At 71.5% G+C, this 24295-nt stretch carries 20 protein-coding genes; 13 read left to right on the top strand and 7 right to left on the bottom strand.

Going from position 1 to position 24295, the window contains the following annotated elements; translation table 11 throughout:
* Together Q0D57_RS09200 and Q0D57_RS09195 are read right to left on the bottom strand one after the other, a co-directional pair.
* Positions 1-1237, bottom strand: a 1237-nt coding sequence (locus tag Q0D57_RS09200) for an NAD(P)-dependent oxidoreductase (protein WP_291041888.1), incomplete at its 3' end; no start/stop codon positions are given.
* Positions 1238-1283: 46 nt separating this feature from the next.
* Positions 1284-2684, bottom strand: coding sequence for a F390 synthetase-related protein (locus Q0D57_RS09195; protein WP_291041886.1), 1401 nt, complete (start codon positions 2682-2684; stop codon positions 1284-1286).
* Between the two features lie 398 nt (positions 2685-3082).
* On the opposite strand from Q0D57_RS09195, the gene Q0D57_RS09190 reads away from it, so the two are divergent.
* The gene (locus tag Q0D57_RS09190; protein ID WP_291041884.1) at positions 3083-3823 is read left to right on the top strand and encodes a GAP family protein; all 741 of its coding nucleotides are present in this window, start codon (positions 3083-3085) and stop codon (positions 3821-3823) included.
* Between the two features lie 117 nt (positions 3824-3940).
* On the opposite strand, the gene Q0D57_RS09185 is transcribed toward Q0D57_RS09190, so the two are convergent.
* Both Q0D57_RS09185 and Q0D57_RS09180 read right to left on the bottom strand, forming a co-directional pair.
* Positions 3941-5539: a family 14 glycosylhydrolase gene (locus Q0D57_RS09185; protein WP_291041881.1), complete on the bottom strand. Its 1599-nt coding sequence runs from the start codon at positions 5537-5539 to the stop codon at positions 3941-3943.
* A 50-nt stretch (positions 5540-5589) separates the two neighbouring features.
* Positions 5590-7272, bottom strand: a complete 1683-nt coding sequence (locus tag Q0D57_RS09180; RefSeq protein ID WP_291041879.1) for a M28 family peptidase — start codon at positions 7270-7272, stop codon at positions 5590-5592.
* Positions 7273-7387: 115 nt separating this feature from the next.
* Here Q0D57_RS09180 and Q0D57_RS09175 point away from each other — a divergent pair, with 115 nt between their 5' ends.
* Positions 7388-7702, top strand: coding sequence for a hypothetical protein (locus Q0D57_RS09175; RefSeq protein ID WP_291041877.1), 315 nt, complete (start codon positions 7388-7390; stop codon positions 7700-7702).
* A 9-nt stretch (positions 7703-7711) separates the two neighbouring features.
* On the top strand, positions 7712-8791 hold the full coding sequence (locus Q0D57_RS09170) for an EamA family transporter (RefSeq protein WP_291041874.1): 1080 nt from the start codon (positions 7712-7714) through the stop codon (positions 8789-8791).
* A gap of 2651 nt (positions 8792-11442) precedes the next feature.
* Here the strand turns inward: Q0D57_RS09170 and sufU are convergent.
* Both sufU and Q0D57_RS09160 read right to left on the bottom strand, forming a co-directional pair.
* The gene (gene sufU, locus Q0D57_RS09165) at positions 11443-11895 is read right to left on the bottom strand and encodes a Fe-S cluster assembly sulfur transfer protein SufU (protein ID WP_291041864.1); all 453 of its coding nucleotides are present in this window, start codon (positions 11893-11895) and stop codon (positions 11443-11445) included.
* Complete coding sequence (locus tag Q0D57_RS09160) at positions 11895-13196, bottom strand: cysteine desulfurase (protein ID WP_291041862.1); 1302 nt, start codon at positions 13194-13196, stop codon at positions 11895-11897. The genes sufU and Q0D57_RS09160 overlap by 1 nt, the downstream gene beginning before the upstream one ends.
* Before the next feature lie 147 nt (positions 13197-13343).
* Here Q0D57_RS09160 and Q0D57_RS09155 point away from each other — a divergent pair, with 147 nt between their 5' ends.
* The 10 genes from Q0D57_RS09155 to Q0D57_RS09110 all read left to right on the top strand — a co-directional run bounded on the left by Q0D57_RS09155 (position 13344) and on the right by Q0D57_RS09110 (position 23601).
* Positions 13344-13685, top strand: coding sequence for a PadR family transcriptional regulator (locus tag Q0D57_RS09155; protein WP_291041860.1), 342 nt, complete (start codon positions 13344-13346; stop codon positions 13683-13685).
* Between the two features lies 1 nt (position 13686).
* On the top strand, positions 13687-14076 hold the full coding sequence (locus Q0D57_RS09150; RefSeq protein ID WP_291041856.1) for a DUF1048 domain-containing protein: 390 nt from the start codon (positions 13687-13689) through the stop codon (positions 14074-14076).
* Positions 14073-14846, top strand: coding sequence for an ABC transporter ATP-binding protein (locus tag Q0D57_RS09145; RefSeq protein ID WP_291041853.1), 774 nt, complete (start codon positions 14073-14075; stop codon positions 14844-14846). Before Q0D57_RS09150 ends, Q0D57_RS09145 begins: the two co-directional genes overlap by 4 nt.
* Entirely contained in the window at positions 14843-15607 is a 765-nt protein-coding gene (locus tag Q0D57_RS09140) for an ABC transporter permease (protein ID WP_291041850.1), read from the top strand. The genes Q0D57_RS09145 and Q0D57_RS09140 overlap by 4 nt, the downstream gene beginning before the upstream one ends.
* Positions 15608-15885: 278 nt before the next feature.
* Positions 15886-15975 carry a potassium-transporting ATPase subunit F gene (locus Q0D57_RS09135; protein WP_173183582.1) on the top strand — a complete coding sequence of 30 codons (90 nt, stop codon included), beginning with the start codon at positions 15886-15888 and terminating at the stop codon, positions 15973-15975.
* 1 nt (position 15976) lies between these two features.
* The gene (gene kdpA / locus Q0D57_RS09130) at positions 15977-17653 is read left to right on the top strand and encodes a potassium-transporting ATPase subunit KdpA (protein ID WP_291041834.1); all 1677 of its coding nucleotides are present in this window, start codon (positions 15977-15979) and stop codon (positions 17651-17653) included.
* Positions 17650-19734 carry a potassium-transporting ATPase subunit KdpB gene (gene kdpB, locus Q0D57_RS09125; RefSeq protein ID WP_291041831.1) on the top strand — a complete coding sequence of 695 codons (2085 nt, stop codon included), beginning with the start codon at positions 17650-17652 and terminating at the stop codon, positions 19732-19734. Before kdpA ends, kdpB begins: the two co-directional genes overlap by 4 nt.
* Positions 19735-19782: 48 nt before the next feature.
* Complete coding sequence (gene kdpC, locus Q0D57_RS09120) at positions 19783-20385, top strand: potassium-transporting ATPase subunit KdpC (RefSeq protein ID WP_291041828.1); 603 nt, start codon at positions 19783-19785, stop codon at positions 20383-20385.
* Between the two features lie 28 nt (positions 20386-20413).
* Entirely contained in the window at positions 20414-22894 is a 2481-nt protein-coding gene (locus Q0D57_RS09115) for a DUF4118 domain-containing protein (RefSeq protein ID WP_291041825.1), read from the top strand.
* Complete coding sequence (locus tag Q0D57_RS09110) at positions 22891-23601, top strand: response regulator (protein ID WP_291041822.1); 711 nt, start codon at positions 22891-22893, stop codon at positions 23599-23601. Before Q0D57_RS09115 ends, Q0D57_RS09110 begins: the two co-directional genes overlap by 4 nt.
* A gap of 8 nt (positions 23602-23609) precedes the next feature.
* Here the strand turns inward: Q0D57_RS09110 and Q0D57_RS09105 are convergent, their stop codons facing one another.
* The gene (locus Q0D57_RS09105; protein WP_291041818.1) at positions 23610-24290 is read right to left on the bottom strand and encodes a DUF6766 family protein; all 681 of its coding nucleotides are present in this window, start codon (positions 24288-24290) and stop codon (positions 23610-23612) included.
* Between the last annotated feature and the right edge of the window lie 5 nt (positions 24291-24295).

Raw genomic sequence — 24295 nt, 5'->3', positions numbered from 1 at the left:
CGCCGCTCGGGCCGGCACCGTCGCTCGGGCCGGCTCCGCCGCTCGGGCCGGCACCGTCGCCCCGGTCGGCACCGTCGCTCGGGCCGGCACCGTCGCTCCTGCCCACTCCGCCGGCGAGCCCGGCGGTGAACGCGGCCAGGGCGCCGTGCACCGTCACCGGAGGCGGGCCGAGGAGCTCATGGCAGGCCCGGCCGTCGAAGGTCTTGGAGTACGCGTACACGATGACCGAGTATCTCGTGATCGGCGGCTCCGTGCGCCGACGGGTGACCCGCCACGCCATCTCCACGACCGTCGCCGCCGCAAGGGCGAGCGACCTCGGCACCTCGCGAGCGGGGTACGGCACGCCCGCAGCGCTCAGGATGCCCCGCACCGCCGGCTCGAGCTCCACGGCCTCGCCGCCCGTGACCGTGAGGGTGCGGCCCAGCACCGCGGGCTCGCGGCAGGCCCGCACGAGGTACTCCGCGAGCGTCTCGACGGGCACGAGATCGGAGACGACGGGCCGGCCGCCGCGGGCCCGGAGGCGCGGCAGGCGTCCCCGGCGCGCCGCCTCCACGATGCGCGGGAACAGGGTCGTGTCGCCCGGGCCGAACACCGCGCGCGGCCGCAGCACCACCCAGTCGCCGCCTGCCGACCGGACGAGCTCCTCGGCGGCGTGCTTCGTGGCCGCGTAGCGGTTGACGAACGGGCGGCCGGCCGGTGCGTCATCCGGCACCTCGAGCTGATCGTGGGCGCGGTACAGCACCGAGGCGGTCGACACGAGCACCACCCGCGGCCGTCGCGGCAGCCGAGCGGCGTAGTCGAGCACGGCCCGCGTGGCCCCCACGTTCTCTCGTTCGAACTCCGCGCGCGTGCCCCACGGGCTGCTCCGCGCGGCGGCATGCACGATCACGTCGGGCCCACGGTCGTCGTGCCCTCGATCGCCAGGCCCACGGTCGTCGGGCCCACGGTCGTAGGCCCCGCGATGGTCGGGCCCACGGTCGTAGGCTCCGCGGTCGTCGGGCCCTCCCGCGTGCTCGAGACCGGTCGTGACGCCCGCGGGCCAGCGGATCGCCGCGAGCCGGGACGTGGCATCCGGGGCCGTGAGATCGAGGGAGCGGTAGTCGGGGTCGTCGAGCCCGCGACGGCCGATGCCGAGCGGCGCCATGCCGGGCTCACGACGCAGTCGTTCCATCAGTGCACCGCCGACGAAGCCCGACGCCCCCGTCACCAGCACCCGGAGCTCCGTCGTATCGGTCATGGGGCCCAGCCCATCACGAGGCCCATGCCCCGTGCGGTATGCCCGCTCACGCCGAAGCCGGTTCGCGCACGATGCGTCGCGCCTTCACCGTGGGATCGGCGGGCTCCCACGCGTCGAACACCACGTCGACCCGGCCGCCGTGCGAGCGCAGGAGCCGTTCGAGCAGCTCGCGCACCCGCACCTCGGCTCCCGGCGCGGGTTCCGCCAGCGACACGTGCAGGTCGAGTCCCCGCTGCCGGATGCGCCAGTCGGCATACGCCTCGGAGGCGACGGCCATGGCCTGGCGGACGACATCCGGGAACAGCTCGACCTCGCGCAGGCCGCTCGCGTGCGGCAACCGCAGCACCGCATCCGCGCGCCCGTCGACGCCCGCGAGCACGGTGGTGACGCGGCCGCACGGGCAGCGGGGTGCCGCGGGGTCGACCCGCAGCACGTCGTCGAGGCGGTAGCGGGCGATGATTTGGGTGCGCCGGTCGAAGTCGGTCACGATCGGGGTGAAGCGGGTGCGTTCGGCGTCGAGCCACTCGCGCTCCACGCGCACCGACTCCTCGTTGAGGTGCAGCGAGCCGTGCTCGCAGGTGAGGGCGAGCAGGCCCTCGGTCGCCTGGTACACCTGCCGTGGAGCGCGACCCCACGCCCTCCGGATGCGCTCGGCCACCTCGGGCTCGAGCACCTCCGCCACCGAGATCACGAGCCGGGGCCGGATGCGCAGCCGCCCCTCGCGGGCACGATCCGCCAGCGCGGCGAGCACCGAGGCGGGGGCCACGAGCACGTGCGGGCCCGCGCCGGCTGCCGCCCCGGCGTCCAGTGCCGCGAGGTGGGAGTCGAACGGCTCGGTCAGGTCATGGAACGAGAAGCGGATGCGCGAGCTCGCCACAGACTCGTAGAGGTTGCCGCCCGCCCGCAGGAAGAACGCGATGCGCACGGGAGGCGCCCACGGCCGGAGCAGCTGCCCCACGCTCCGCCGGTCGAGCACGCGGGCGAGCACGGTGCCGGCCCACAGCATCCGCTCGCGCGGGCTCACGAGGAAGGCCCCGCGCCGCCCGGAGGTGCCGCTCGAGAGCCCCACCGTGAGGTCGCCCGCCACGAGCGGCGCGAAGTCGCGCGTGCGCTCGGCCTCGAGCGCCACGCCGAGCGCGTCGACCAGCCGCACCCCGCGGGTGTTCAGCCCGTCGAAGTGCTCGAGCAGCACCCCCTTGTCGACGATCGGCAGATCGCTCAGCTCCACCCGCGCGGTCCGGGAGGCTTCGGAGCCGTCCACCCCCGCGGGCCGGACGTCGGAGGCGTAGTAGGGAACGGCGCGGAGGCGCCTCAGGAACCGGGCGAGCCGCCGGCCATGCCACGCGTCGAAGCGCTCGCGGGAGCGGAAGCGGTAGCCCCAGCGCGCTCGCACGAACCGCGCGAGCAGCACGGCCACGAGCACACGGTCATTCCAGGAGCGCGACACCCGGCCATGCTATTCGAGCCGCCCACGCGCAACCGCCCCCGCAGCCGTCCGCGAGAGCAACCGTGCGCGGACTTCGCCAACCCTGCCGCCCTCCGCGGCCCACGAGGCCCCGGATGGCGTGAGAAGTGGCGAAGTCCGCGCAGACCGCCGCGCCAGCCGTCGAGGCCGGGGCGCGCCGCAGACCGCCAACCGGGCGGCAGGTCGGCCGGTCGCCCGGGGTTCGCCACTTCTGACGGCCTCCGGGGCGTATATGGCCCCGGTCGGCGGATGGATTGGCGAAGTCCGCGACGGCGACCGTGCCAGGCCGGGCAGGGAGGCCGCGACGGCGGCGACCATGCCGGGACAGGCACGGGGGCCGCGTCGGCGAGAGACGCCCGAGCGCCTCCTAGAATGACGGGATGGCGCCGATCATCGGACACATCCTGCCCCTCGCCCTCGGCGTGGCGCTCAGTTCGGTGCCGATCGTCGTGATGGTGCTCATCCTGCTCTCGCCCCGCGGGCGATGGTCGGGCCTCGCCTATCTCATCGGCGCGGTGGTCGGCCTCGCCGGCCTCACGGTGCTGTTCACGGCCGTCGCCTCGCTGCTGCCTCCTCCCCCATCGACCGACGAGAGCCCGCTGTTCGGCAGCATCGAACTCGTGCTGGGCGCCGCCCTGCTGCTGCTCGCGATCATCCGGATCGTGCGCGCCCGGCATGCCCGCCGGGCCGCCGCCGGGTCGCCGCAGTCGCCGCTCTCCCCTCTCGACGAGCTGGCTTCCCTCGACGACGCCCCGCCGCCCGGAGCGACCCAGCGCTGGATGAACAAGGTCACCACCCTCGGCCCGCTGCCGAGCCTCGGCGTGGGCTTCGTGCTCATGCTGCGGCCGAAGAACCTGCTCCTCACGATGGCCGCCGGCGTCGCCATCGCGGCGGGCGGAGAACCGCTCACCCCCACGGCGATCGCGATCGCGATCTTCGTGGTGCTCGGCATCTCCACCCTGGCCGCCCCCATCATCGTCGCGGTGAGCGACCCCGAGCGCACCCGCCGCCCGCTGCAGGAGGTCCACGACTGGATCGACCGCAACAGCGCCGTCGTGACCACGATCGTGCTCCTCGTGCTCGGCACCGTGATCGTCGGCAGCGGCCTCGCCCGCTACTGACCCCCTCCAAGCCCCCGCCGAGACGTCACTTTCCACGCTTCTGCGCGCGGGGTGGTGTGGAAAGTGACGTCTCGGCAGAGGGAGGCAGCAAGGGGGCCGCAGGGGGGCAAAGGGGGCTCAGGAGAAGTCGCGGAGGAAGCGCTCGAGCTCGAGGCGGCCCGTGGAACCCAGGGCCACGACGTCGGCCAGGCGCAGCAGGGTGATGCCGCTGTAGGCGGGCGCGGGGCCCGAGAAGGCGTCGCGGATGTGCAGCCAGCCGACCGTGGAGGGCGTGCCCACCTGCCGCAGGTTGTCGGCGAGGGCGTTCTCGCCCTTCAGCGTCACACCCGCCCGCCGGGCCGCGTCTCCCACCCAGGCCACGAGCGACGCCGCGTCCGAGTACGCGTGATCGGCCCCGTCCCACTCCCGGCCGTCGGGCATCTCGAGCGCCGTGAAGTGCAGCCGCACGTCGTGCGCGCCGGGCCCGGTCGACAGGTCGTCGACCATCGCCAGCAGCGGGTCGTAGCCGTGCCCGGTCGACGCGGAGGCGTAGTCCTGGTCGGTGTGCACGAGCCCCGCGGCGATCTCGGGAACGCGCTGCATGGGGCTGGTGGCCATCGTCTGCCAGTGCACTCCGGGGATCTTGATGCCGAGCGGGACCCCCGCGAACTCCTCGTCGAAGGCCGCCGAGGCCCGCTCGACGACGTCGCGGCCGTGCGAGAGCAGGCTCTCGCTGTACCAGCGCGTGAAGTCGCGGCCGTAGGCGAGCATGCGGTACGAGCCCGAGGTGATGAAGCGCTCGTGGTCGGTGGGCGGCGAGATCGCGGAGTAGGTGAGGCCGGGGATGCTCCACGCGGCCCCGACGCCGGCCACCGACCCGTAGCGCGCCACGGCCCAGTCGGCGAAGTCGCGCACCGCGGCGGGCGTGTAGCTCTGGAAGGTGCCGCGATTCGGGTAGCCCGCCGGGTTGCCCGGCACCTTCGAGTCGTGCACCGCGTAGGACGGGTAGCGGAGCTCGCCGGCCGGGCCCGTGCCGATCGTGATCTCCTGGATCGAATCGGTGTAGTCCGTGGCACCCGAGCCGTAGTGCTGCTCGAACGCCTCCATGAACTCCTGCTGCTGGAGCAGCGTGCGTGAGGCGCCCGCACCCCACGGCGCCGGCGCCTCGCGATTGACGTTGCCGTACTCGCTCACGAAGTGGTTCTCGGCCGGCACGGGCGTGCTGCAGCCCGCGATGCCGCAGATGCTCACGGGCTCCCAGACGAACGAGGGCACCGAGATGTCGCAGTCGTCGCCCACGTTGCTCTTGCACTCGTGGAACGACATGAGCGGCACGAGATCGAGCCCCGCCCCCGTGATCGCCGCGAACGCCCTGTCGTAGTACGACCAGTCGTAGACCCCGCGGGTGGGCTCCACCGCTCCCCACCAGACGTCGATGGCCACCGCGTCGACCCCCTGGGCGGATGCCACGGCGAGCGACGACGTGAACGCCCGCCACTCCGGCCCGCCCGTGGCCCAGTCGTCGACCCAGAGCGGTGCCATCACGTTGACGGTCTCGGCCGTGCCGGTCGACAGCAGAGCAGGGCCCGGATCGGCGCCTCCCGGATCAAGGACGGACGAGGCGGACGGGGCGGCCGAGGCGCCGGGCACGAACAGCCCGCCGGCCACCACACCGGACACGACGAAGGCGGCGGCCGCTGATGCGAGCCCTGATCGTGTGGGGATGCGAATTCTCATCCCCACACGTTAGGTTCGCGCGGCCACCGCCTCGTCTGAGTACTTTGCACCTACTCCTGGTCGGCGACCGCCTGCGTGCGACGGCGCATCCGCACCGCCACGAGGGCGACACCGGCGGCCAGAACGAGCGTGGCGAGCGGCAGCAGGTTCAGCGCCTCCGCGTTCGCACCGGTCGCGGCCAGCTCACCGCCCGGGCCACCCGCCGGGCCCGAGGTGGGCGCCGGCGACGGGATCGGGGTCGGGGTGACCGTGGGGTCGGGCGTCGGCACCACGGGCGGCAGCACGCCGTTGATGGCGGACGTGTCGTTGGCGAGCGATCCCGTGACCGACGCGATCGCGCCGATCATGATCCCGAGCGCCTCGGTGTTGACGTTCGAGATGTCGTCGCCGGCCGTGTGGTAGTTCGGGTCCTGGATGATCCCCTCGGTGCCGCCGAAGAGCGCCACCTGCTCGGCCGTCTTGACGTCGTCGGCCCCGGTGAAGAGTCCGGATGCCGGCACACCGTAGCTGATGAACGCGTCGTAGTCGCTCCGGGCGTCGAAGGCGGTGTCGATCCAGGGCTGACCGTCGGCGTCGAAGTAGTCGGTGAACGCCTTCTCCGTGGCGATGGAGCCCTCGGGCACCTCGACCGGCGCCTCGAACGTCGACTGGTCGGCGTCGTAGACGCTGATCACGTAGTTCGGTGAGGCGACCATGTCGAAGTTGAGGTAGGTCGCGATCTCGTCGAGCTCGGCCGGGTTGTTCTCGGCGAGGTCCTCCACGTAGTGGGTGGAGCCCACGAGCCCCACCTCCTCGGCACCCCACCAGGCGAACCGCACCTGGTTGTTCAGCTCGCCGGAGGCGGCCAGCTGCACCGCGGTCTCGAGGATGGCGGCCGATCCGCTGCCGTTGTCGTTGATGCCCGCACCCTCGGGCACCGAGTCGAGGTGCGCTCCGAGCATCACCGTGTTGTCGGTGCGGCCCGTGGAGGTCTCGGCGATGATGTTGAAGGTGTCGACCGAGGTCGTGGTCTCCTGCAGCTGCAGATCGACCGTCTGCGGCCCCTCCGCGAGGGCGGCGACGACCGCCTGGCCCTCGGCCTGGGTGAGCCCGACAGCCGGGATGTACTCGGGCAGCTGCTCGCCGAGGGTGCCGTTGAGCGGGCCCTCCTCGTTGTTGTAGACGAGCACGGCCACCGCGCCGGCCGCGGCCGCCGCGAGATCCTTGTCGGCGAAGGAGCAGATGCCGCGGCTGACCACGGCGACCTTGCCGGTGGCGTCGACGCCGCCCCACTCGGCCTCGTCGCAGCCCGTCGCCGTGGCCGGGGCCACGAGCTCGGCGCCCACGATGCCCGCTTCGGGCGTGGCCGTCGTGCCCTCCATCGGCAGGCGGTCGCCGTCGACCGTGTCGAGGTTCTGCGTGGTGCCGAGCAGCGTGATCGAGAACTCGTCGATCGACTGCGAGGTGGCCTGGAACTCCTGGCGCTCAGGCGTGTAGCCCGCCGCGGTCAGCACCTCCTCGATGTAGGCGCCGCTCGCCTCGTAGCCCGAGGTGCCGATGGCGCGGTTGCCGTCATTGGCATCCGCGATCGCCTGCAGGGCCTCGAGGTGCGCGTACACGCCCTCGACCGTGACCCGGCTCTCGAGATCCGCGGGATCCACCGCGAATGCGGCCGACCCGCCGGCACCGACGGCCGCGAGAACGACCCCCGATCCGATCCCGAATGCTGCGAGTCTGCGTTGACTTCTCTTCACGTGGTGCTCCCCTTGTCGCGTGAACGTTTGTCGAAGGTTACCCCCGTCCTGGGGGCACAAAGCAAGCCCCCTGGGAAGTGGTTACACGCCCGAAACAGGGACGTAGACTCCGGACATGGACGACGACCCGACGAAGATGGGCAATCAGCCCGCCCTCACCACGTCGAGCGGCACCGTGTGGCTCGTGACGGGAGCCGTCACGGCCGCGATCTCGATCGTGCTGCTGTTCTCGCTGCAGCAGGTGAACTCGAGCGGGATCGCCATCGCCGGCATCGTCGTGATCGCCCTGCTCTACGTCGCGATGGTGGAGGTGCGGCTGCTCGTACGCGGGTTGCGGCTGCGCCTGATCCTGCTCGCGATCGGCTTCGGGCTGCTCACCGCGGTGGCCCTCGGTGCCGTGCTCGTGATCGCTGCATCTCAAATTGTGTAACAATATGGCATGGCTCCTGTGCTCGCCGTGCTCCTCGCCGCCGTCTGCTTCGGCACCACGGGCACAGCACAGGCCTTCGGGCCGGAGAGCGCGTCGTCGGTCTCGATCGGCGCCGCCCGCATCCTGATCGGCGGCGGCCTGCTCGCGGCCCTCGCACTCCCGGGCCTCCTGCGGGCGCGCCGCGAGCGCAGGGCCCGCCGCGAGCACGGAGCAACCCTGACCGCTCCCGCCCCGCACGCCGGCCGCCTGCCCTCCTGGGTGCTCGTCGTCATCGGCGGCCTGGGTGTGCTCGCCTACCAGCCCGCCTTCTTCGTCGGCACCGCCCAGAACGGCGTCGCCGTCGGCACCGTCGTGGCGCTCGGCTCGGCGCCCGTGCTCACGGGGCTGCTCGACTGGCTCCTGCACCGCCGCTTCCCCGGCCTCGTCTGGCTCCTCGCGACCGTCATCGCCACCGTGGGGGTCGTGCTCATGAGCGGCCTCCCCGCCGAGTGGCTCGGCGTCTCCGGTGCAGCACCCGGTGCCACATCCGCCACGGCCATCAGCCTCCCCGGCATCCTCGCCTCCGTCGGGGCCGGAGCCTCCTATGCCGTCTACACCCTCGCCGCGAAGGCCCTGCTCGACCGCGGCTGGTCCCCCACGACCTCGATGGGAGCGGTCTTCGGCACCGCGGCGCTGTTCAGCCTCCCCGTGCTCCTCACGAGCGACACGCGCTGGCTCAGCACCCCCGAGGGCGTCGCCGTGGCCCTCTGGCTCGGCGTCGTCACCACCGCCGTGGCCTACGTGCTCTTCGGCTGGGGCCTTTCGCGGCTGAACGCGTCGACCGTCTCCACCCTCACCCTCGCCGAGCCCCTCACCGCCACGATCCTCGGCGTCGCCGTGCTCGGCGAGAGCCTCGGCGCGCTCTCGGCCACCGGCCTCGTGGTGCTCGCCGTCGGCCTCGTGGTGCTCACCGCGCCGGGCTGGCTCCCGGATCGGCTGCGGGGCCGGGAAGAGGGCCGGGAAGAGGGCCAGGAAGAGGGCCAGGATCGGACCGCCGCGGGCCGCCGTCGGCACCGAGAAGAGGCTGCGGCCGAGTCCTCCTCGTCATGACGAGGTGGGCCACGAGCGCCGTCCACCCCGTCTGGTGGGAGGCTCCGAGGCCCTGACCGGTGTCGCCGTGGAAGTACTCGTAGAACAGGATCCCGTCACGCCAGCGCGGGTCCGTCGACAGCAGCGGGTACCGCGCATCCGAGGGCCGGGGGCCTCCATCGGGCGCCGACGGGTCGCCCACGAACAGCGACAGCAGCCGGGCCGACAGGTCGTCGGCGACCTGACCGAGCGTGTGCGTCTGCCCCGATCCGGCCGGGTACTCGATCCGGTGCTCCTCGCCGAGGCTCACGTCGTAGCCGCGGAGCGACTCGATGATCATGACGTTGAGCGGGAACCACACGGGGCCCCGCCAGTTCGAGTTGCCCCCGAACAGTCCCGAGGTCGACTCCCCCGGCTCGTAGTCGACGACCGCCTCGACGCCGTCGACCTCCACCCGGAGCGGGTGCTCGCGATGCCAGGCCGAGATGCTCCGGATGCCGTAGGGCGAGAGCATGGTCGCCGGGTCGAGCGCCTGGTGCAGCACGCGCTCGAGCCGTTCGGGCTCCACGAGGGCGAGGAGGCTCCGGAAGCCGCCCTCCTCGTCGCCCCGGATGTGCACGAGCCGCGCGAAGCCGGGGTTGCGCTCGAGGAACACCTGGCCGCGGTGCACGAACTCGTCGAGCCGCCCCATCCTGGCCCGGTCGAACACGAGCGCGGCGGTCACCGGGATGAGCCCCACGAGCGAGCGCACCTTCATGGGCACGGTGCGGCCGTCGGCGAGGTGCAGCACGTCGTAGTAGAACGCGTCCTCCTCGTCCCAGAGCCCCGCGTCGTTGGCGGAGTCGGCGATCACGAGGAAGTGCTCGAAGAACTTCGTGGCCACGTCTTCGTAGGCCGGATCGTGGCTCGTCAGCAGCAGGGCCATCGAGAGCAGGTGCAGTGCGTAGGTCGCCATCCACGCCGTCGAGTCGGCCTGCTCGAGCACACCCACCTCCGGAGGCAGCGTGGAGCGGTCGAGCGGCGCGATGTTGTCGAGGCCCATGAAGCCGCCCTCGAACAGGTTGTTGTCGCCGTGATCCTTGTTGTTGGTCCACCAGGTGAAGTTCATCAGGAGCTTGTGGAACACCCGGCCGAGGAAGGTGAAGTCGCGCCCGCCGTCGATCTCGAACACGCGGAGCGCAGCCCACGCCTCGATCGGCGGGTTCGCGTCGCCGAAGTCCCACTCGTAGGCCGGGAGCTGGCCGTTGGGGTGCATGTACCACTCGCGCAGGATGAGCACGAGCTGCTGCTTGGCGAACTCCGGATCGATGTGGGCGAGGGTCACGCAGTGGAACGCGAGGTCCCAGGCGGCGAACCACGGGTACTCCCAGGGGTCGGGCATGAGGATGACGTCGTGGCCCGCGAGGTGCCGCCAGTCCCCGTTGCGGACGCCCCGGCGCTCAGGCGGAGGGGGCGGCGAGACGGGGTCGCCCGCGAGCCAGCGCCGCACGTCGAAGTGGTAGAACTGCTTCGACCAGGTGAGCCCGGCGAACGCCTGACGGGCCACCACGGCCTCGGCGGGGGTCGTGGCCGGTGGCAGCACGGCGGCGTAGAACTCGTCGGCTTCCCTGGCCCGCTCGGCCACGATGCCGTCGAAGCCGTCGAAACCATCGAAGCCCGGGTCGAGGGCACCGTGCAGCGGATGCGACGCCGCGGCAGCCGCCCCCCGCAGCCGGATGCGCATGGTCGCCCGGCCCCCGGCCTCCACCGTCAGCACGCGGTGGAGCGCGGCCTTCGTGCCCTCACCGGCGGGGTTCACGGTCGGCAGCCCACCGACGACGTGGTCGCCGATCCCGTCCTTCGGATACGGCGTGCCGCCCGTCTCGCCGAACAGCCGGCCGACGTTGGTCTCGTTCTCGCAGAGCAGCACGGCGTCGTCGCCGTCGGACTCGATCACGAGGTCGTCGCCGCCCGTGCGGTGGAGGGTCGCGGAGCCTGGTCGCGTCGAGCGGATGACGGGCTTCGGCGCCGGATCCTCGCCCCACGACCAGGTGTTGCGGAGCCACAGTGTGGGGAGCAGGTGGATGCTCGCCTGCTCGGGCCCCGCGTTCTCGACGGTGATCGTCATGAGCAGGTCGTGCGGTCCCGCCTTCGCGTAGTCGACGGTGACCGCCCAGTAGCGCCCGTCGTCGAAGATCCCGGTGTCGACGAGCTCGTACTCGGGCTCGTCCTTCGAGCGCCGGGCGTTCTCGGCCACGAGCTCCTCGTAGGGGAAGGCCCGCTGCGGGTAGTGGTAGCGCCAGCGCTGGAACGAGTGCGTGGGGGTGCCGTCGAGGTACCACCAGTACTCCTTGGCGTCCTCCCCGTGGTTGCCCTCGGGGCCGGAGAGCCCGAACATCCGCTCCTTGAGGATGGGGTCGGCGCCGTTCCAGAGCGCGAGGCCGAGGCACCAGCTCTGACCGGAGTCGCAGAAGCCGGCCATGCCGTCCTCGTTCCACCGATAGGTGCGCGAGCGGGCGTGGTCGTGGGGAAAGAAGTTCCAGGCGTCGCCGTCGGCGCTGTAGTCCTCGCGCACCGTGCCCCAGGCGCGCTCCGCGAGGTAGGGCCCCCAGTCCCGCCAGCCGTCGGCCGCCGCCTCGGCGAGTCTGCGGTGCTCGGCGGTCTGCGGATCGCTCATGCTGCGATCCTAGGGCTCAGCGCACCGCCAGAGCGTGCTCGAGCGCCACCCACGGCAGCATCGCGCACTTGATGCGCGTGACGTAGCGGGAGACCCCGCCGAGCGCGACCGCGTCGCCGAGCAGCTCCTCGTCGCCCTCGAGCGATCCCTTCGACTGCATGAGCTCACGGAAGGCGCCGACCCGCGCACGGACATCCTCCTCGGGCAGCTCGTGCACGAGGTCGGCGAGCACCGAGGCGGAGGCCTGGGAGATGGAGCAGCCCTGCCCTTCCCAGCTGATCGACTCCACGGTGATCGGGTCCCGGCCATCCGCTGACCGGTGCACCCGCAGGGTGACCTCGTCGCCGCAGGTGGGGTTGACCTGGTGCGACTCCCCCGAGGAGCCCTCGCGGAGGCCGAAGCCGTGCTTCTCCTTGGCGTGGTCGAGGATGACCTGCTGATAGAGCGTCTCGAGCTCGCGCGAGGCCATCAGGCGACCCGGAAGAAGCTGCGCACGCCAGCCACGGCGTCGACCACCGCGTCGATGTCGGCGGTCGTGTTGTAGAGGTAGGCGCTCGCCCGCGTGGTGGCGGTCACGCCGAAGCGCCGGTGCACGGGCTGCGCGCAGTGGTGACCCACCCGTGCGGCGATGCCGCGGTCGTCGAGGAACTGGCCCACGTCGTGCGCGTGCACTCCGTCGACCACGAAGCTCGCGAGCCCCACGCGCTCGACCCCGGCAGCAGGGGCCGGGCCGAGGATGCGCACGCCCTCCACGCCCGAGAGACCCTCGAAGAGGCGGAGGCCGAGCTCGGCCTCCCACGCCTCGATGCGGTCCATGCCCACGGCGTCGAGGTAGTCGATCGCGGTCGCGAGCGCGATGGCCTGCGACACCCGCTGCGTGCCGGCCTCGAAGCGCAGCGGCGCCGGCAGGTACTCCGACTCGGTGAGCCCCACGGTCGTGATCATCGACCCACCGGTGAGGAAGGGGGGCAGCGCGTTCAGGAGCTCGGAGCGGCCGTAGAGCACGCCGATGCCGGTGGGCGCGAGCATCTTGTGGCCCGAGAAGACGGCGAAGTCGACCTCGAGGGCGGGCAGGTCGAGCGGCAGGTGGGGCGCCGACTGGCAGGCGTCGAGCACCACGAGGGCACCCTCGGCCCGGGCCAGCGCGACGAGCTGCGACACGGGGTTGACGGCGCCGAGCACGTTGCTCACGTGGGCGACGGCCACCACGCGGGTGCGCTCGCCGATCACAGCGGCCGCGTCGTCGAGGTCGATCCGGCCGTCGTCGGTGAGGCCGATCACCCGCAGGGTCGCTCCGGTGCGGAGGGCGAGCTCCTGCCAGGGCACGAGGTTGGCGTGGTGCTCGAGCTCGGTCGTGACGATCTCGTCGCCGGGGCCGATGCGGAACCGCTCCGCCGCCTCGCCTCCGCGGCCGAGCGAGGCGTTGGAGATGCCGTAGGCGATGAGGTTGATGCCCTCGGTGGCGTTCGAGGTCCAGACGATCTCGTCGGACTGCGCGCCCACGAACCGGGCCACGCGCTCGCGCGCCGCCTCGAACAGCTCGGTGGCCTCGCCGGCGAGCGTGTGCGCCCCGCGATGCACGGCCGCGTTGGTCTCCTCGTAGTAGGCCCGCTCGACGTCGATCACGGATCGGGGCTTCTGCGAGGTGGCGCCCGAGTCGAGGTAGATGAGCGGTTCGCCGTGCACCTGGCGGCCGAGGAGGGGGAAGTCGGCGCGGAGCCGCAGGGCCTCCGCGTCGTCGATCGGGGTGGTCGTCGCGGTAATCGTCACAAGGGTTGCAAGTCTACCGGCCCTCCCGGCATTCCGGCCGGGAGAGTGATCGCGGTATTCGGTGTTGCTATCTACTGGTAGTCGGCGTTACTATCTACTCGTACTCAGCGACACAGAGTAGCGAATGGGACAGAGCAAGGAGGCCGCATGGCCAAGCAGATGACCGAGATGCTGAAGGGCACCCTCGAGGGGATCGTGCTCGCCCTGCTCTCCGATCAGCCGGCCTACGGCTACGAGATCACCGCGAGGCTCCGCGAGCAGGGCTTCGCCGACATCGTGGAGGGCACGATCTACGCCCTCCTCGTGCGCATCGAGCAGCGCGGCCTCGTGGACATCAGCAAGGTGCCCTCGGAGAAGGGCCCGCCGCGGAAGGTCTACTCGCTGAACGCCGCGGGGCGCGAGCATCTCGCCGAGTTCTGGAGCAGCTGGACGTTCCTCACCGAGCGGATCGAAGGGATCCGCCGGCCCACCATCGAAGGAGAGAAGTGACATGGCAGCGAAATGGATCGAGGTCCTGACCGGGCCCCTCGAGCAGAAGAAGCAGTACCGGCAGGCCACCGCCAGGATCGCGGCCCTGCCCGCGCCGTACCGGGACGCCGCGAAGGCGATCGGCCGCTACGTGATGTACTACAGCGGCACGACCGACGGCGACACGCTCACGACCATGATCGGCGACCACGCCGACCTCTGGGAGCGCGCCGCCGTCGACGGCACGCCGGTGCGCGAGATCGTGGGCGACGACCCCGTGGGGTTCGCCGAGGAGTTCGCCGCCGCCTACTCCGGCACGCACTGGATCGACAAAGAGCGCGCCCGCCTCACCAAGGCCATCGACGCCGCGATCGAGGGCACCACGATCACAGGCACGGAGGCGGAGGAATGACCGCCGCAGCCGCCACCGCCGCCGCCGCGGTCCGGATCGAGGGCCTCACCAAGTCGTTCGGCGACGTGCACGTGCTCCGCGGGGTCGACCTCACGGTCGAACCGGGCACGATCCTCGCCCTGCTCGGCTCGAACGGAGCCGGCAAGACCACCCTCGTGCGCATCCTCTGCACCCTGCTGCAGGCGGATGCGGGCACGGCCGCCGTGCACGGCTTCGACGTCGCCGCGTCGCCCGCCCGGGTGCGCGAGTCGATCAGTCTCACCGGGCAGTTCGCGGCGATCGACGAGGTGCTGAGCGGCCGGGAGAACCTCGTGCTCGTGGCACGACTCCGGCACCTCGACGATCCGGGTGCCGTCGCCGACGGGCTGCTCGCCCGGTTCTCGCTCACCGAGGCCGGCTCCCGCCGGGCCGGAACCTACTCGGGCGGCATGCGCCGGCGCCTCGACATCGCCATGAGCCTCATCGGCGACCCGCTCGTGGTCTTCCTCGACGAGCCCACGACCGGCCTCGACCCGCAGGCGCGCCTGGAGGTCTGGCAGGCGGTGCGCGAGCTCGCCGCCGCGGGCACCACGGTGCTCCTCACCACGCAGTACCTCGACGAGGCGGAGCACCTGGCCGACCGGATCGCGATCCTGCACGAGGGCACCGTCATCCAGAACGGCACCCTCGCCGAGCTGAAGGCTCTGCTGCCTCCCGCCACGGTGGAGTACGTCGAGAAGCAGCCCTCGCTCGAGGACGTGTTCCTCGCGCTCACGAAGGAGGAGCGATGACCACGCATGCCATCGGCGACACCGCCGTGCTCACCGGCCGCTCGCTCCGCCACATCCTGCGGAGCCCCGACACCATCCTCACCACGGCGGTCACGCCGATCGCGCTCATGCTCCTGTTCGTCTTCGTGCTGGGCGGTGCCATCGACACCGGGGGCGGCGAGTCGTACGTCGACTACCTGCTGCCGGGCATCCTGCTCGTCACCATCGCGTCGGGCATCGCCTACACCTCGTACCGGCTGTTCCTCGACCTGCAGAGCGGCATCCTGGAGCGCTTCCGCTCCATGCCGATCGCCCGCTCGAGCGTGCTCTGGGCGCACGTGCTCACCTCCCTGGCGGCCAACCTCGTCTCGGTGGCGATCGTGACCGGTGTCGCCCTCCTCCTGGGCTTCCGGAGCAGCGCCTCCGTGGCGGCGTGGCTCGCCGTCGCGGGCATCCTCGTGCTCTTCACGCTCGCCCTCACCTGGGTGGCCGTGATCGCGGGGCTCTCGGCGAAGAGCGTCGACGGCGCGAGCGCGTTCAGCTATCCGCTGATCTTCCTGCCGTTCATCAGCTCCGCGTTCGTGCCCACCGACTCCATGCCGGCGCCGGTGGCCTGGTTCGCCGAGAACCAGCCCGTCACCTCCATCGTCGACACCATCCGGGCGCTCTTCGCGGGGCAGCCCGTGGGCGGCGAGATCGGGATCGCCCTGGCCTGGCTCCTCGGCATCCTCGTGGTGGCCCACACCGCGGCGATCCTGATCTACCGGCGCCGCTTCCGCTGACCAGCGGCGAGCGCCGGCGGGCCCCCGGGCGAGTGCCGCTCGGGGGCCCGGCGACAGGATTCCGTTCGGGTTCGGGGCGTCCGGGGTGCACCCGCGTCAGGATCCCGTTAGGACCGCCGGATCAGGACGGATGGGCGGACAGGATCGACCTCCGTACCCGTGCGCCCACTCCGGGCGCCGGTCGGAGGGAGAACATCCGTGCTCGACGTCGTCTACATCGTCGCGATCCTCGCCGTCTTCGGCGTGGTCGCTCTGGTCGCCCGGGGGGTCGGGAGGCTGTGATCGTGCTCGAACTCGCCGCAGCCCTCCTCGGGGTGGCCGGCGTGGCCTATCTCGTGGTCGCCCTCGTCAAGCCCGAGAGGTTCTGACATGGAGGCCTGGCTCCTCGTCGCCCAGCTGGCGACGCTCGCACTGATCCTGGCGGTTCTCCACCGCCCGCTCGGTGACTACCTCGCCTGGACGTTCACGTCGGCGAAGCATCTGAGGCTCGAGCGCGGTCTCTACCGTGTCGTCGGTGTCGATCCCTTCGGTGAGCAGTCCTGGGGTGCATACCTGAAGGGCGTGCTCGCCGTCTCCCTCGTCGGAGTGCTGTTCGTCTATGCGCTCCAGCGGCTGCAGGCGGTGCTGCCCTACTCGCTCGGCCTCCCCGCCGTGCCCGAGGGCCTGTCGTTCAACACGGCCGTCTCGTTCGTGACCAACACCAACTGGCAGTCGTACTCCCCCGAGGTCACGATGGGCTACACGGTGCAGCTCGCGGGCCTCGCCGTGCAGAACTTCGTGTCGGCCGGTGTCGGTCTCGCCGTGGCGGTCGCCCTCATCCGGGGCTTCTCGCGCCGGAGCACGGGAACGCTCGGCAACTTCTGGGTCGACCTCACCCGGGCGCTGCTGCGCATCCTGCTGCCGCTCGCCGTGGTGTCGTCGATCGTGCTGCTCGCGGGCGGCGTCATCCAGAACCTCAACGGCTTCACCGAGGTGACCACCCTCACGGGCGGCACCGCGACCGTTCCGGGCGGGCCCGTGGCCTCGCAGGAGGCCATCAAACTGCTGGGCAACAACGGCGGTGGCTTCTTCAACGTGAACTCCGCGCATCCGTTCGAGAACCCCACGCCCTGGACGAACCTGTTCCAGATCGTGCTCATGCTCGCCATCCCGTTCTCGCTCCCCCGCGCCTTCGGCCGCATGGTGGGCGACAACCGCCAGGGCTACGCGATCCTCGCCGCCATGGGCACGCTCTTCGTGGTGTCGCTCGCGGCGCTCACGACGTTCGAGATCCTGGGCGCGGGCACCGGACCGCAGCTCGCGGGCGGTGCGATGGAGGGCAAGGAGCAGAGGTTCGGCATCGCCGCCTCGACGCTGTTCGCCACGACCTCGACCATCACGTCGACGGGTGCCGTCAACTCGATGCACGACAGCTACACGTCGCTCGGCGGCATGATGACGCTCTTCAACATCATGCTCGGCGAGATCGCTCCGGGCGGCATCGGGGCGGGGCTCTACGGCATGCTGGTCATCGCGATCATCACGGTGTTCATCGCCGGACTGCTGGTCGGCCGCACCCCCGAGTACCTGGGCAAGAAGCTCGGCCCGCGCGAGATCAAGCTCGCGAGCCTCTACATCCTCGCCACCCCCACCCTCGTGCTCGTGGGCACCGCTCTGAGCTTCGCGGTCCCGGCCATCCGCGACGACGTCGAGTCGACGTCGATCTGGAATCCGGGCCTGCACGGCTTCACCGAGGTGCTCTACGCCTTCACGAGCGCCGCCAACAACAACGGCTCCGCGTTCGCGGGACTCACGGCCAACACCCCGTGGTTCAACACGGCGCTCGGCGTGGCGATGCTGCTCGGCCGGTTCATCCCGATCGTGCTCGTGCTCGCCCTCGCCGGCTCCCTCGCCGCCCAGGGCTCGGTGCCCGTCACGGCCGGCACGCTGCCGACCCACCGCCCGCAGTTCGTGGGCCTCCTCGTGGGCGTCGTCCTCATCGTCGTCGCCCTCACCTACTTCCCCGTGCTCGCACTCGGACCTCTCGCCGAAGGGCTCCCCCGATGACCTCCCTCCCCCGCCAGCTCGCCGCGTCGCTCCCCGGAGCGTTCCAGAAGCTCGATCCGCGCGAGATGTGGCGGAACCCCGTGATGTTCCTCGTCGAGGTCGGGGCCGCCTTCACCACGGTGATCGCCATCGCGCAGCCGTTCCTGCCGGTGGTCGAGGGGCCGCAGGCCACCTCGCTCGCCTTCACCTGGGCCATCGCGGTGTGGCTCTGGCTCACCGTGCTCTTCGCCAACCTCGCCGAGAGCGTGGCCGAGGGCCGCGGCAAGGCGCAGGCCGCCACCCTGCGGTCCACCCGCACGAGCACGATGGCCGCGAGGGTCGTCGGCTACGACGCCTCCGGCGATCCCGCCGCGCTGACCGCCCGCACCGAGCAGGTCTCCTCGGCCGATCTGAGGCTCGGCGACGTGGTCGTCGTGGTCGCGGGTGAGCTCGTCCCCGGCGACGGCGACATCGTCGAGGGCATCGCCTCCATCGACGAGTCGGCCATCACGGGCGAGTCGGCACCCGTGGTGCGGGAGTCCGGCGGTGACCGCAGCGCGGTCACGGGCGGCACCCGCGTGCTGTCGGACCGCGTGGTGGTGACCATCACCTCGAAGCCCGGTGAGACGTTCGTCGACCGCATGATCCGCCTCGTCGAGGGGGCCTCCCGCCAGAAGACGCCCAACGAGATCGCGCTCAACATCCTGCTCGCGAGCCTCTCGGTGATCTTCCTCATCGTGGTGCTGACCCTCGGCCCCATCGCGGGGTACTCGGATGCCGCACCGTCGATCGCGGTCATGGTCGCGCTGCTCGTGTGCCTCATCCCCACCACGATCGGCGCCCTGCTCTCGGCCATCGGCATCGCCGGGATGGACCGGCTCGTGCAGCGCAACGTGCTCGCGATGTCGGGCCGCGCCGTCGAGGCCGCCGGTGACGTGACGACCCTGCTGATGGACAAGACGGGCACGATCACCTACGGCAACCGGCGCGCCTCCGACTTCGTCGCCCTCACCGGCGTCGACGCCGTCGCGCTCCGCGACGCCGCCGCGCTCTCGTCGCTCTCCGACCCGACGCCGGAGGGGAAGTCGATCGTCGACCTCGCCTCGGAGCAGGGGCTCGAGCGGCCCGCCTCGGTCGACGGCGAGATCGTGCCCTTCACCGCGCAGACCAGGATGAGCGGCGTCGACTTCGCCGACGGCCGCCAGATCCGGAAGGGCGCGGGCTCCGCCGTCACCGCCTGGGCCAAGGAGACCGGAACTGTGGGGGGCGCGCTCTTCGATGAGCTCGAGCAGCAGACCGACCGCATCGCCGGCCTCGGCGGCACGCCGCTCGTGGTCGCCGTGCGGGAGCCCGGGCGGCCGGCGCAGATCCTCGGCGTGGTGCACCTCAAGGACATCGTGAAGGAGGGCATGGCGTCGCGCTTCGCCGAACTGCGCTCGATGGGCATCCGCACCGTCATGATCACGGGCGACAACCCGCTGACCGCCAAGGCGATCGCCGAGGAGGCCGGAGTGGACGACTACCTCGCCGAGGCCACCCCCGAGGACAAGCTCGCGCTCATCCGCAAGGAGCAGGAGGGCGGCCGGCTCGTGGCGATGACCGGTGACGGCACGAACGACGCACCCGCGCTCGCGCAGGCCGACGTCGGCGTGGCCATGAACACGGGCACGTCGGCGGCGAAGGAGGCCGGCAACATGGTCGACCTCGACTCCGACCCCACGAAGCTCATCGACATCGTGGCGATCGGCAAGCAGCTGCTCATCACGCGCGGGGCGCTCACGACCTTCTCGATCGCCAACGACGTCGCGAAGTACTTCGCCATCATCCCGGCGATGTTCGCGGCCGTCTTCCCGGGCCTCGGGCTGCTCAACATCATGCAGCTGCATTCGCCGTCCTCGGCGATCCTGTCGGCCGTCGTGTTCAACGCCCTCGTCATCATCGTGCTGATCCCGCTCGCCCTCCGCGGCGTGAAGTACCGGCCCATGTCGGCCTCGCGCATCCTCAACCGCAACATCCTCGTCTACGGCCTGGGCGGGGTGATCGCGCCGTTCGTCGGCATCAAGATCATCGACCTCGTCGTCAGCCTCATCCCGGGCTTCTAGAGCCCGCCGAACAGACCAGAACAGACCAGAACAGAAAAGGACATCGTCATGGCCACCACCCGCGGGTTCGCCCGCCCCTACGGGGTCGCCCTCCGCTACCTGCTCGTCGCCACCGCGGCGCTCGGCATCGTCTACCCCGTCGTCATCCTCGGCATCGGCCAGCTCGCTCTGCCCGCCCAGGCCAACGGCTCCCTCGTGTCGGTCGGGGGCGAGCCCGTCGGTTCCGCCCTCATCGGCCAGTCGTTCGCCGATGAGGACGGCGAGGCCCTTCCCGAGTGGTTCCAGTCGCGGCCCTCCGCCGCCGGCTACGACGGCGGCGCCTCGGCGGGCTCGAACTACGGGCCCGAGAACCCCGACTTCATCGCCGAGATCGAGGCCCGCCGCGCCGCGATCGCCGAGAGTGACGGGGTGTCGGCCGACGACATCCCGGTCGACGCCCTCACCGCCTCGGGATCCGGTCTCGACCCCCACATCAGCCCGGAGTACGCCTACCAGCAGGTCGCCAGGGTGGCCGGGGCCCGCGGGCTCGACGAGACCGCCGTGCGCGGACTCGTGGAGGCGGCCGTCCAGGGCCGCGACCTCGGCTACCTCGGCGAGCCGGTCGTCGACGTGCTCGAGCTCAACGTCGCGCTCTCGCAGCTCGGCTCCTGACGCCTAGGCTTCCGAGCATGGAGGAACGATGAAGCAGGGACGGCTCCGGGTGCTGCTCGGGGCCGCTCCCGGCGTGGGCAAGACCTACGCGATGCTCGAGGAGGGCCGGCGGCTGCGCTCCCAGGGCAAGGACGTGGTGGTCGCCGTGGTCGAGACCCACGGGCGCGCCGCCACGAAGGCCATGACGCTCGGCTTCGAGATCATCCCCCGCACCCTCGTGTCGCACCGCGGCGTGGAGCTCGACGAGATGGACCTCGACGCCGTCCTCGCCCGGGCTCCGCAGTACGCCCTCGTCGACGAGCTCGCCCACACCAACGCCCCTGGCCTCGCCCACGAGAAGCGCTGGCGCGACGTCGAGACGCTCCTGGATGCCGGCATCGACGTGATCTCGACCGTCAACATCCAGCACATCGAGTCGCTCAACGACGTGGTGCAGCAGATCACGGGCGTGCCCCAGCGCGAGACCATCCCGGATGCCGTGCTGCGCGAAGCGGACCAGATCGAGGTCGTCGACCTGGCCCCGCAGGCCCTCCGCGACCGTCTCTCCGAGGGGGTCGTCTACCCGGCCGCGCGCATCGACGCCGCGCTCTCGAACTACTTCCGGCTCGGCAACCTCACCGCGCTCCGCGAGCTCGCCCTGCTCTGGCTCGCCGACGAGGTCGACTCGTCGCTGCAGAAGTACCGCACCGAGCACGGCATCGGCCAGAAGTGGGAGGCCCGCGAACGCGTGGTCGTGGCGCTCACCGGAGGCCCGGAGGGCGAGACCCTGCTGCGGCGGGGCTCCCGGATCGCCGCCCGCTCGGCGGGCGGGCAGCTGCTGGCCGTGCACGTCACGAGCCAGGACGGCCTCCGCCCCTCCGACCCCGGAGCGCTCGCGGCGCAGCGCTCGCTCGTCGAGAGCCTCGGCGGCACCTTCCACCAGGTCGTGGGCAGCGACATCCCGAAGGCGCTCGTGGAGTTCGCGCGGGCCTCGAACGCCACCCAGCTCGTGATCGGGGTGAGTCGGCGGAGCCGTCTCTCGGCTCTCCTCACGGGCGCGGGGATCGGCTCGACCGTCATCCGCGAATCCGGCGACATCGACGTGCACATCGTCACCCACGCGGCCGCCGGGGGCCGCCGCTTCGCCCTCCCCCACCCGCACGGCTCGCTCACCGTGCGCCGCCGCGTCTACGGCTTCGTGCTCGCCCTCGTCGGCGGTCCTCTGCTCACCTGGCTGCTCACCCTCTTCCACAGCGAGGAGTCGATCACCTCGGACGTGCTGAGCTACCAGCTGCTCGTCGTGGTGGTGGCGCTCGTCGGCGGCATCTGGCCGGCGCTGTTCGCCGCGGTGCTGAGCGGGGTCACCCTCGACTTCCTGTTCGTCGAACCGCTCTACACCGTGCACATCGATGATCCGCGGCACGCCCTCTCCCTGCTCCTCTACGTCGTGATCGCGGTGCTCGTCTCGATCGTGGTCGACCAGGCGGCGAGGCGGTCCCGCGCGGCCAGGCGCTCGGCCGCCGAGTCCGAGCTCATCGCCGGGGTCGCGGGCGAGGTGCTGCGGGGGCACGACGCGTTCCAGGCCTTCGTGACCCGCACCCGGGAGGCCTTCGGTCTCACGGGCGTGCGCATCCTCGTCGGCGACCGCGTGCTCGCCTCCGACGGCGAGCCCGCCCGCGACGACGAGCCGGATCGCGTGCCGATCGACCCGGAGGCCACGCTCGAGCTCCACGGGCGCTCCCTGCAGTCGGCCGACCGGAGGCTGCTCGGGGTGATCGTGACCCAGCTGGCGACCGCCCTCGAGCACGCGGGCCTCGAGGAGACCGCGCGCGAGATGGCACCGCTCGCCGCCGCCGACAAGGTGCGGAGCGCGCTGCTGGCGGCCGTCGGCCACGACCTCCGCCGACCCCTGGCAGGGGCCACCGCCGCCGTCACCGGGCTCCGGAGCTCGGGCCCCACGCTCTCGGCCGGCGACCGCGACGAGCTGCTCGACACCGCCGAGACGTCGCTCAAGCAGCTCACCGACCTGCTCACGAACCTGCTCGACGTGAGCCGCGTGCAGGCCGGAGCCCTCGCCGTGACCCTCGAGCCCGTCGACCTCGTCGACCTCGTGCCGACGGTGCTCGAGGAGCTGGGGGTGGGGCCGGAGTCGGTCGACCTCGACCTGCCGGCCGACCTGCCGCAGCTCGAGGCCGATCCGGGGCTGCTCGAACGCGTGCTCGTCAACCTGCTCTCCAACGCCCTCAAGTACTCCCCCGAGGGCCAGAACGTCGTGGTCGCCGCCTCTGCCTTCCACGACACCGTGCAGATCCGCGTCATCGACCGCGGGCCCGGGGTGCCGGAGGATCGCCGCGACGACATCTTCGTGCCCTTCCAGCGCCTCGGCGACACCGACAACTCGACGGGGCTCGGGCTCGGCCTCGCCCTCTCGAAGGGCTTCGTGGAGGGCATGGGCGGCACCATCGAGTTCGAGGAGACCCCGCGCGGCGGATCCACCATGGTCGTCACCCTCCAGGCGGTGACCGCATGAGGATCCTGATCGCCGACGACGACCCGCAGATCCTGCGCGCGCTGAGGGTGACCCTCGGAGCCCAGGGCCACGAGATCCTCACGGCGGGCGACGGCCTCGCCACCATCGCCGCCGCCTCCACACATCCGCCCGACCTCCTCATCGTCGACCTCGGCATGCCGCACCTCGACGGCATGGAGGTCATCCGCACCGTGCGCGGCTGGTCGCAGCTGCCGATCCTCGTCGTCTCGGGGCGCACGGATGCCGCCGACAAGGTCGACGCGCTCGACGCGGGAGCCGACGACTACGTCACGAAGCCCTTCGCCATCGACGAGCTGCTCGCCCGGGTGCGCGCCCTCACCCGGCGGAGCTCGGCCGCGGCGCCCAGCGCTCCGGTCGTGACCCTGAGCGGTGTCACCGTCGATGTCCTCGCCCACGTCGTGACGCGCGAGGGCCAGCGGAACGCCATCCGGCTCACCCCGACGGAGTGGAAGATCCTCGAGCTGCTCGTGCGGAACCCCCACCGGCTGCTCACCCACGGCGACCTCTTCACCCAGATCTGGGGCACCGCCGACGTGAAGGAGACCGGCTACCTGCGCCTCTACATCGGACAGCTCCGCAAGAAGCTCGAACCCGACCCCTCGCACCCGCGCCACATCCTCACCGAGACCGGCATGGGCTATCGCTTCGAGCCGGATCCGCCGACGGAGGGCCGACCCGGCGCCTGACCGGTCGCCTACTCCGTGTCGGACTGCGCGTGCGGGTCGCCGACCTTCTTCGACTCGCTGGAGCCGCGCTCGCGGAGGTAGATCGAGAGGGCGGCCATGCTGCCGACGGCGAGGAACTCGGACTGCCAGTTCTGCAGGGTGCGGTTCCAGAAGTCGGCGGAGACGACGTAGCCGAGCCAGTCGACGGGAGCCTCGAGATTCGTCAGCTGCTCCTCGTTGTAGGCGATGACCCCCGTCACCGACTGGGCGAGCCAGGAGAGCACGAAGATCGAGCCCATCGCGATCAGCAGCGAATGCGAGAACAGCACCCGCCGCAGGCCGTCGGCGGCGGCGGAGCGTGGCGAGTCGGCCTCGGCGAAGCGGCCCACCTTCTGCTGCTCGTCCGACTCCGGGCCCTCGCTCCCCGGCTTCTTCGACTCCGGCGAGCCGCGCTGGATCAGCCAGACGGTGGCCCAGATGTAGAGGAAGAACTGCAGGTACTCCGACTGCCAGTTCTCGGCGACGTCGACGGCGAAGTCCGACGACGTGACGAAGCGCCAGTAGCCCACCTCGCGGAGCCCCTCCGCGACCTGGGTGTCGTTGTAGGCGGCGAGTCCGGCGAAGGACTGCCCGATCAGGGCGGCGACGAAGATCGCGCCGAAGAACAGCGAGAGGCTGTTGTCGCGGAGGAATCGCTTCACGGCGCTCATCGGCC

It is taken from the genome of Herbiconiux sp. (assembly GCF_023264895.1).
Classification (GTDB): Bacteria; Actinomycetota; Actinomycetes; order Actinomycetales; family Microbacteriaceae; genus Herbiconiux.
The sequence above is the reverse complement of the archived record's forward strand: the minus strand, read 5'-3'. Positions and strand labels throughout refer to the sequence as shown.

Bases quoted from the DNA above. Each gene is read 5' to 3' on its own strand.
- Q0D57_RS09190 (WP_291041884.1), top strand. From the start codon at position 3,083: ATGGCGCCGATCATCGGACACATCCTGCCCCTCGCCCTCGGCGTGGCG.
- Q0D57_RS09185 (WP_291041881.1), bottom strand. From the start codon at position 5,539: ATGAGAATTCGCATCCCCACACGATCAGGGCTCGCATCAGCGGCCGCC.
- Q0D57_RS09175 (WP_291041877.1), top strand. From the start codon at position 7,388: ATGGACGACGACCCGACGAAGATGGGCAATCAGCCCGCCCTCACCACG.
- Q0D57_RS09170 (WP_291041874.1), top strand. From the start codon at position 7,712: ATGGCTCCTGTGCTCGCCGTGCTCCTCGCCGCCGTCTGCTTCGGCACC.
- sufU (WP_291041864.1), bottom strand. From the start codon at position 11,895: ATGGCCTCGCGCGAGCTCGAGACGCTCTATCAGCAGGTCATCCTCGAC.
- Q0D57_RS09155 (WP_291041860.1), top strand. From the start codon at position 13,344: ATGGCCAAGCAGATGACCGAGATGCTGAAGGGCACCCTCGAGGGGATC.
- Q0D57_RS09150 (WP_291041856.1), top strand. From the start codon at position 13,687: ATGGCAGCGAAATGGATCGAGGTCCTGACCGGGCCCCTCGAGCAGAAG.
- Q0D57_RS09145 (WP_291041853.1), top strand. From the start codon at position 14,073: ATGACCGCCGCAGCCGCCACCGCCGCCGCCGCGGTCCGGATCGAGGGC.
- Q0D57_RS09140 (WP_291041850.1), top strand. From the start codon at position 14,843: ATGACCACGCATGCCATCGGCGACACCGCCGTGCTCACCGGCCGCTCG.
- kdpA (WP_291041834.1), top strand. From the start codon at position 15,977: ATGGAGGCCTGGCTCCTCGTCGCCCAGCTGGCGACGCTCGCACTGATC.
- kdpB (WP_291041831.1), top strand. From the start codon at position 17,650: ATGACCTCCCTCCCCCGCCAGCTCGCCGCGTCGCTCCCCGGAGCGTTC.
- kdpC (WP_291041828.1), top strand. From the start codon at position 19,783: ATGGCCACCACCCGCGGGTTCGCCCGCCCCTACGGGGTCGCCCTCCGC.
- Q0D57_RS09115 (WP_291041825.1), top strand. From the start codon at position 20,414: ATGAAGCAGGGACGGCTCCGGGTGCTGCTCGGGGCCGCTCCCGGCGTG.
- Q0D57_RS09110 (WP_291041822.1), top strand. From the start codon at position 22,891: ATGAGGATCCTGATCGCCGACGACGACCCGCAGATCCTGCGCGCGCTG.
- Q0D57_RS09105 (WP_291041818.1), bottom strand. From the start codon at position 24,290: ATGAGCGCCGTGAAGCGATTCCTCCGCGACAACAGCCTCTCGCTGTTC.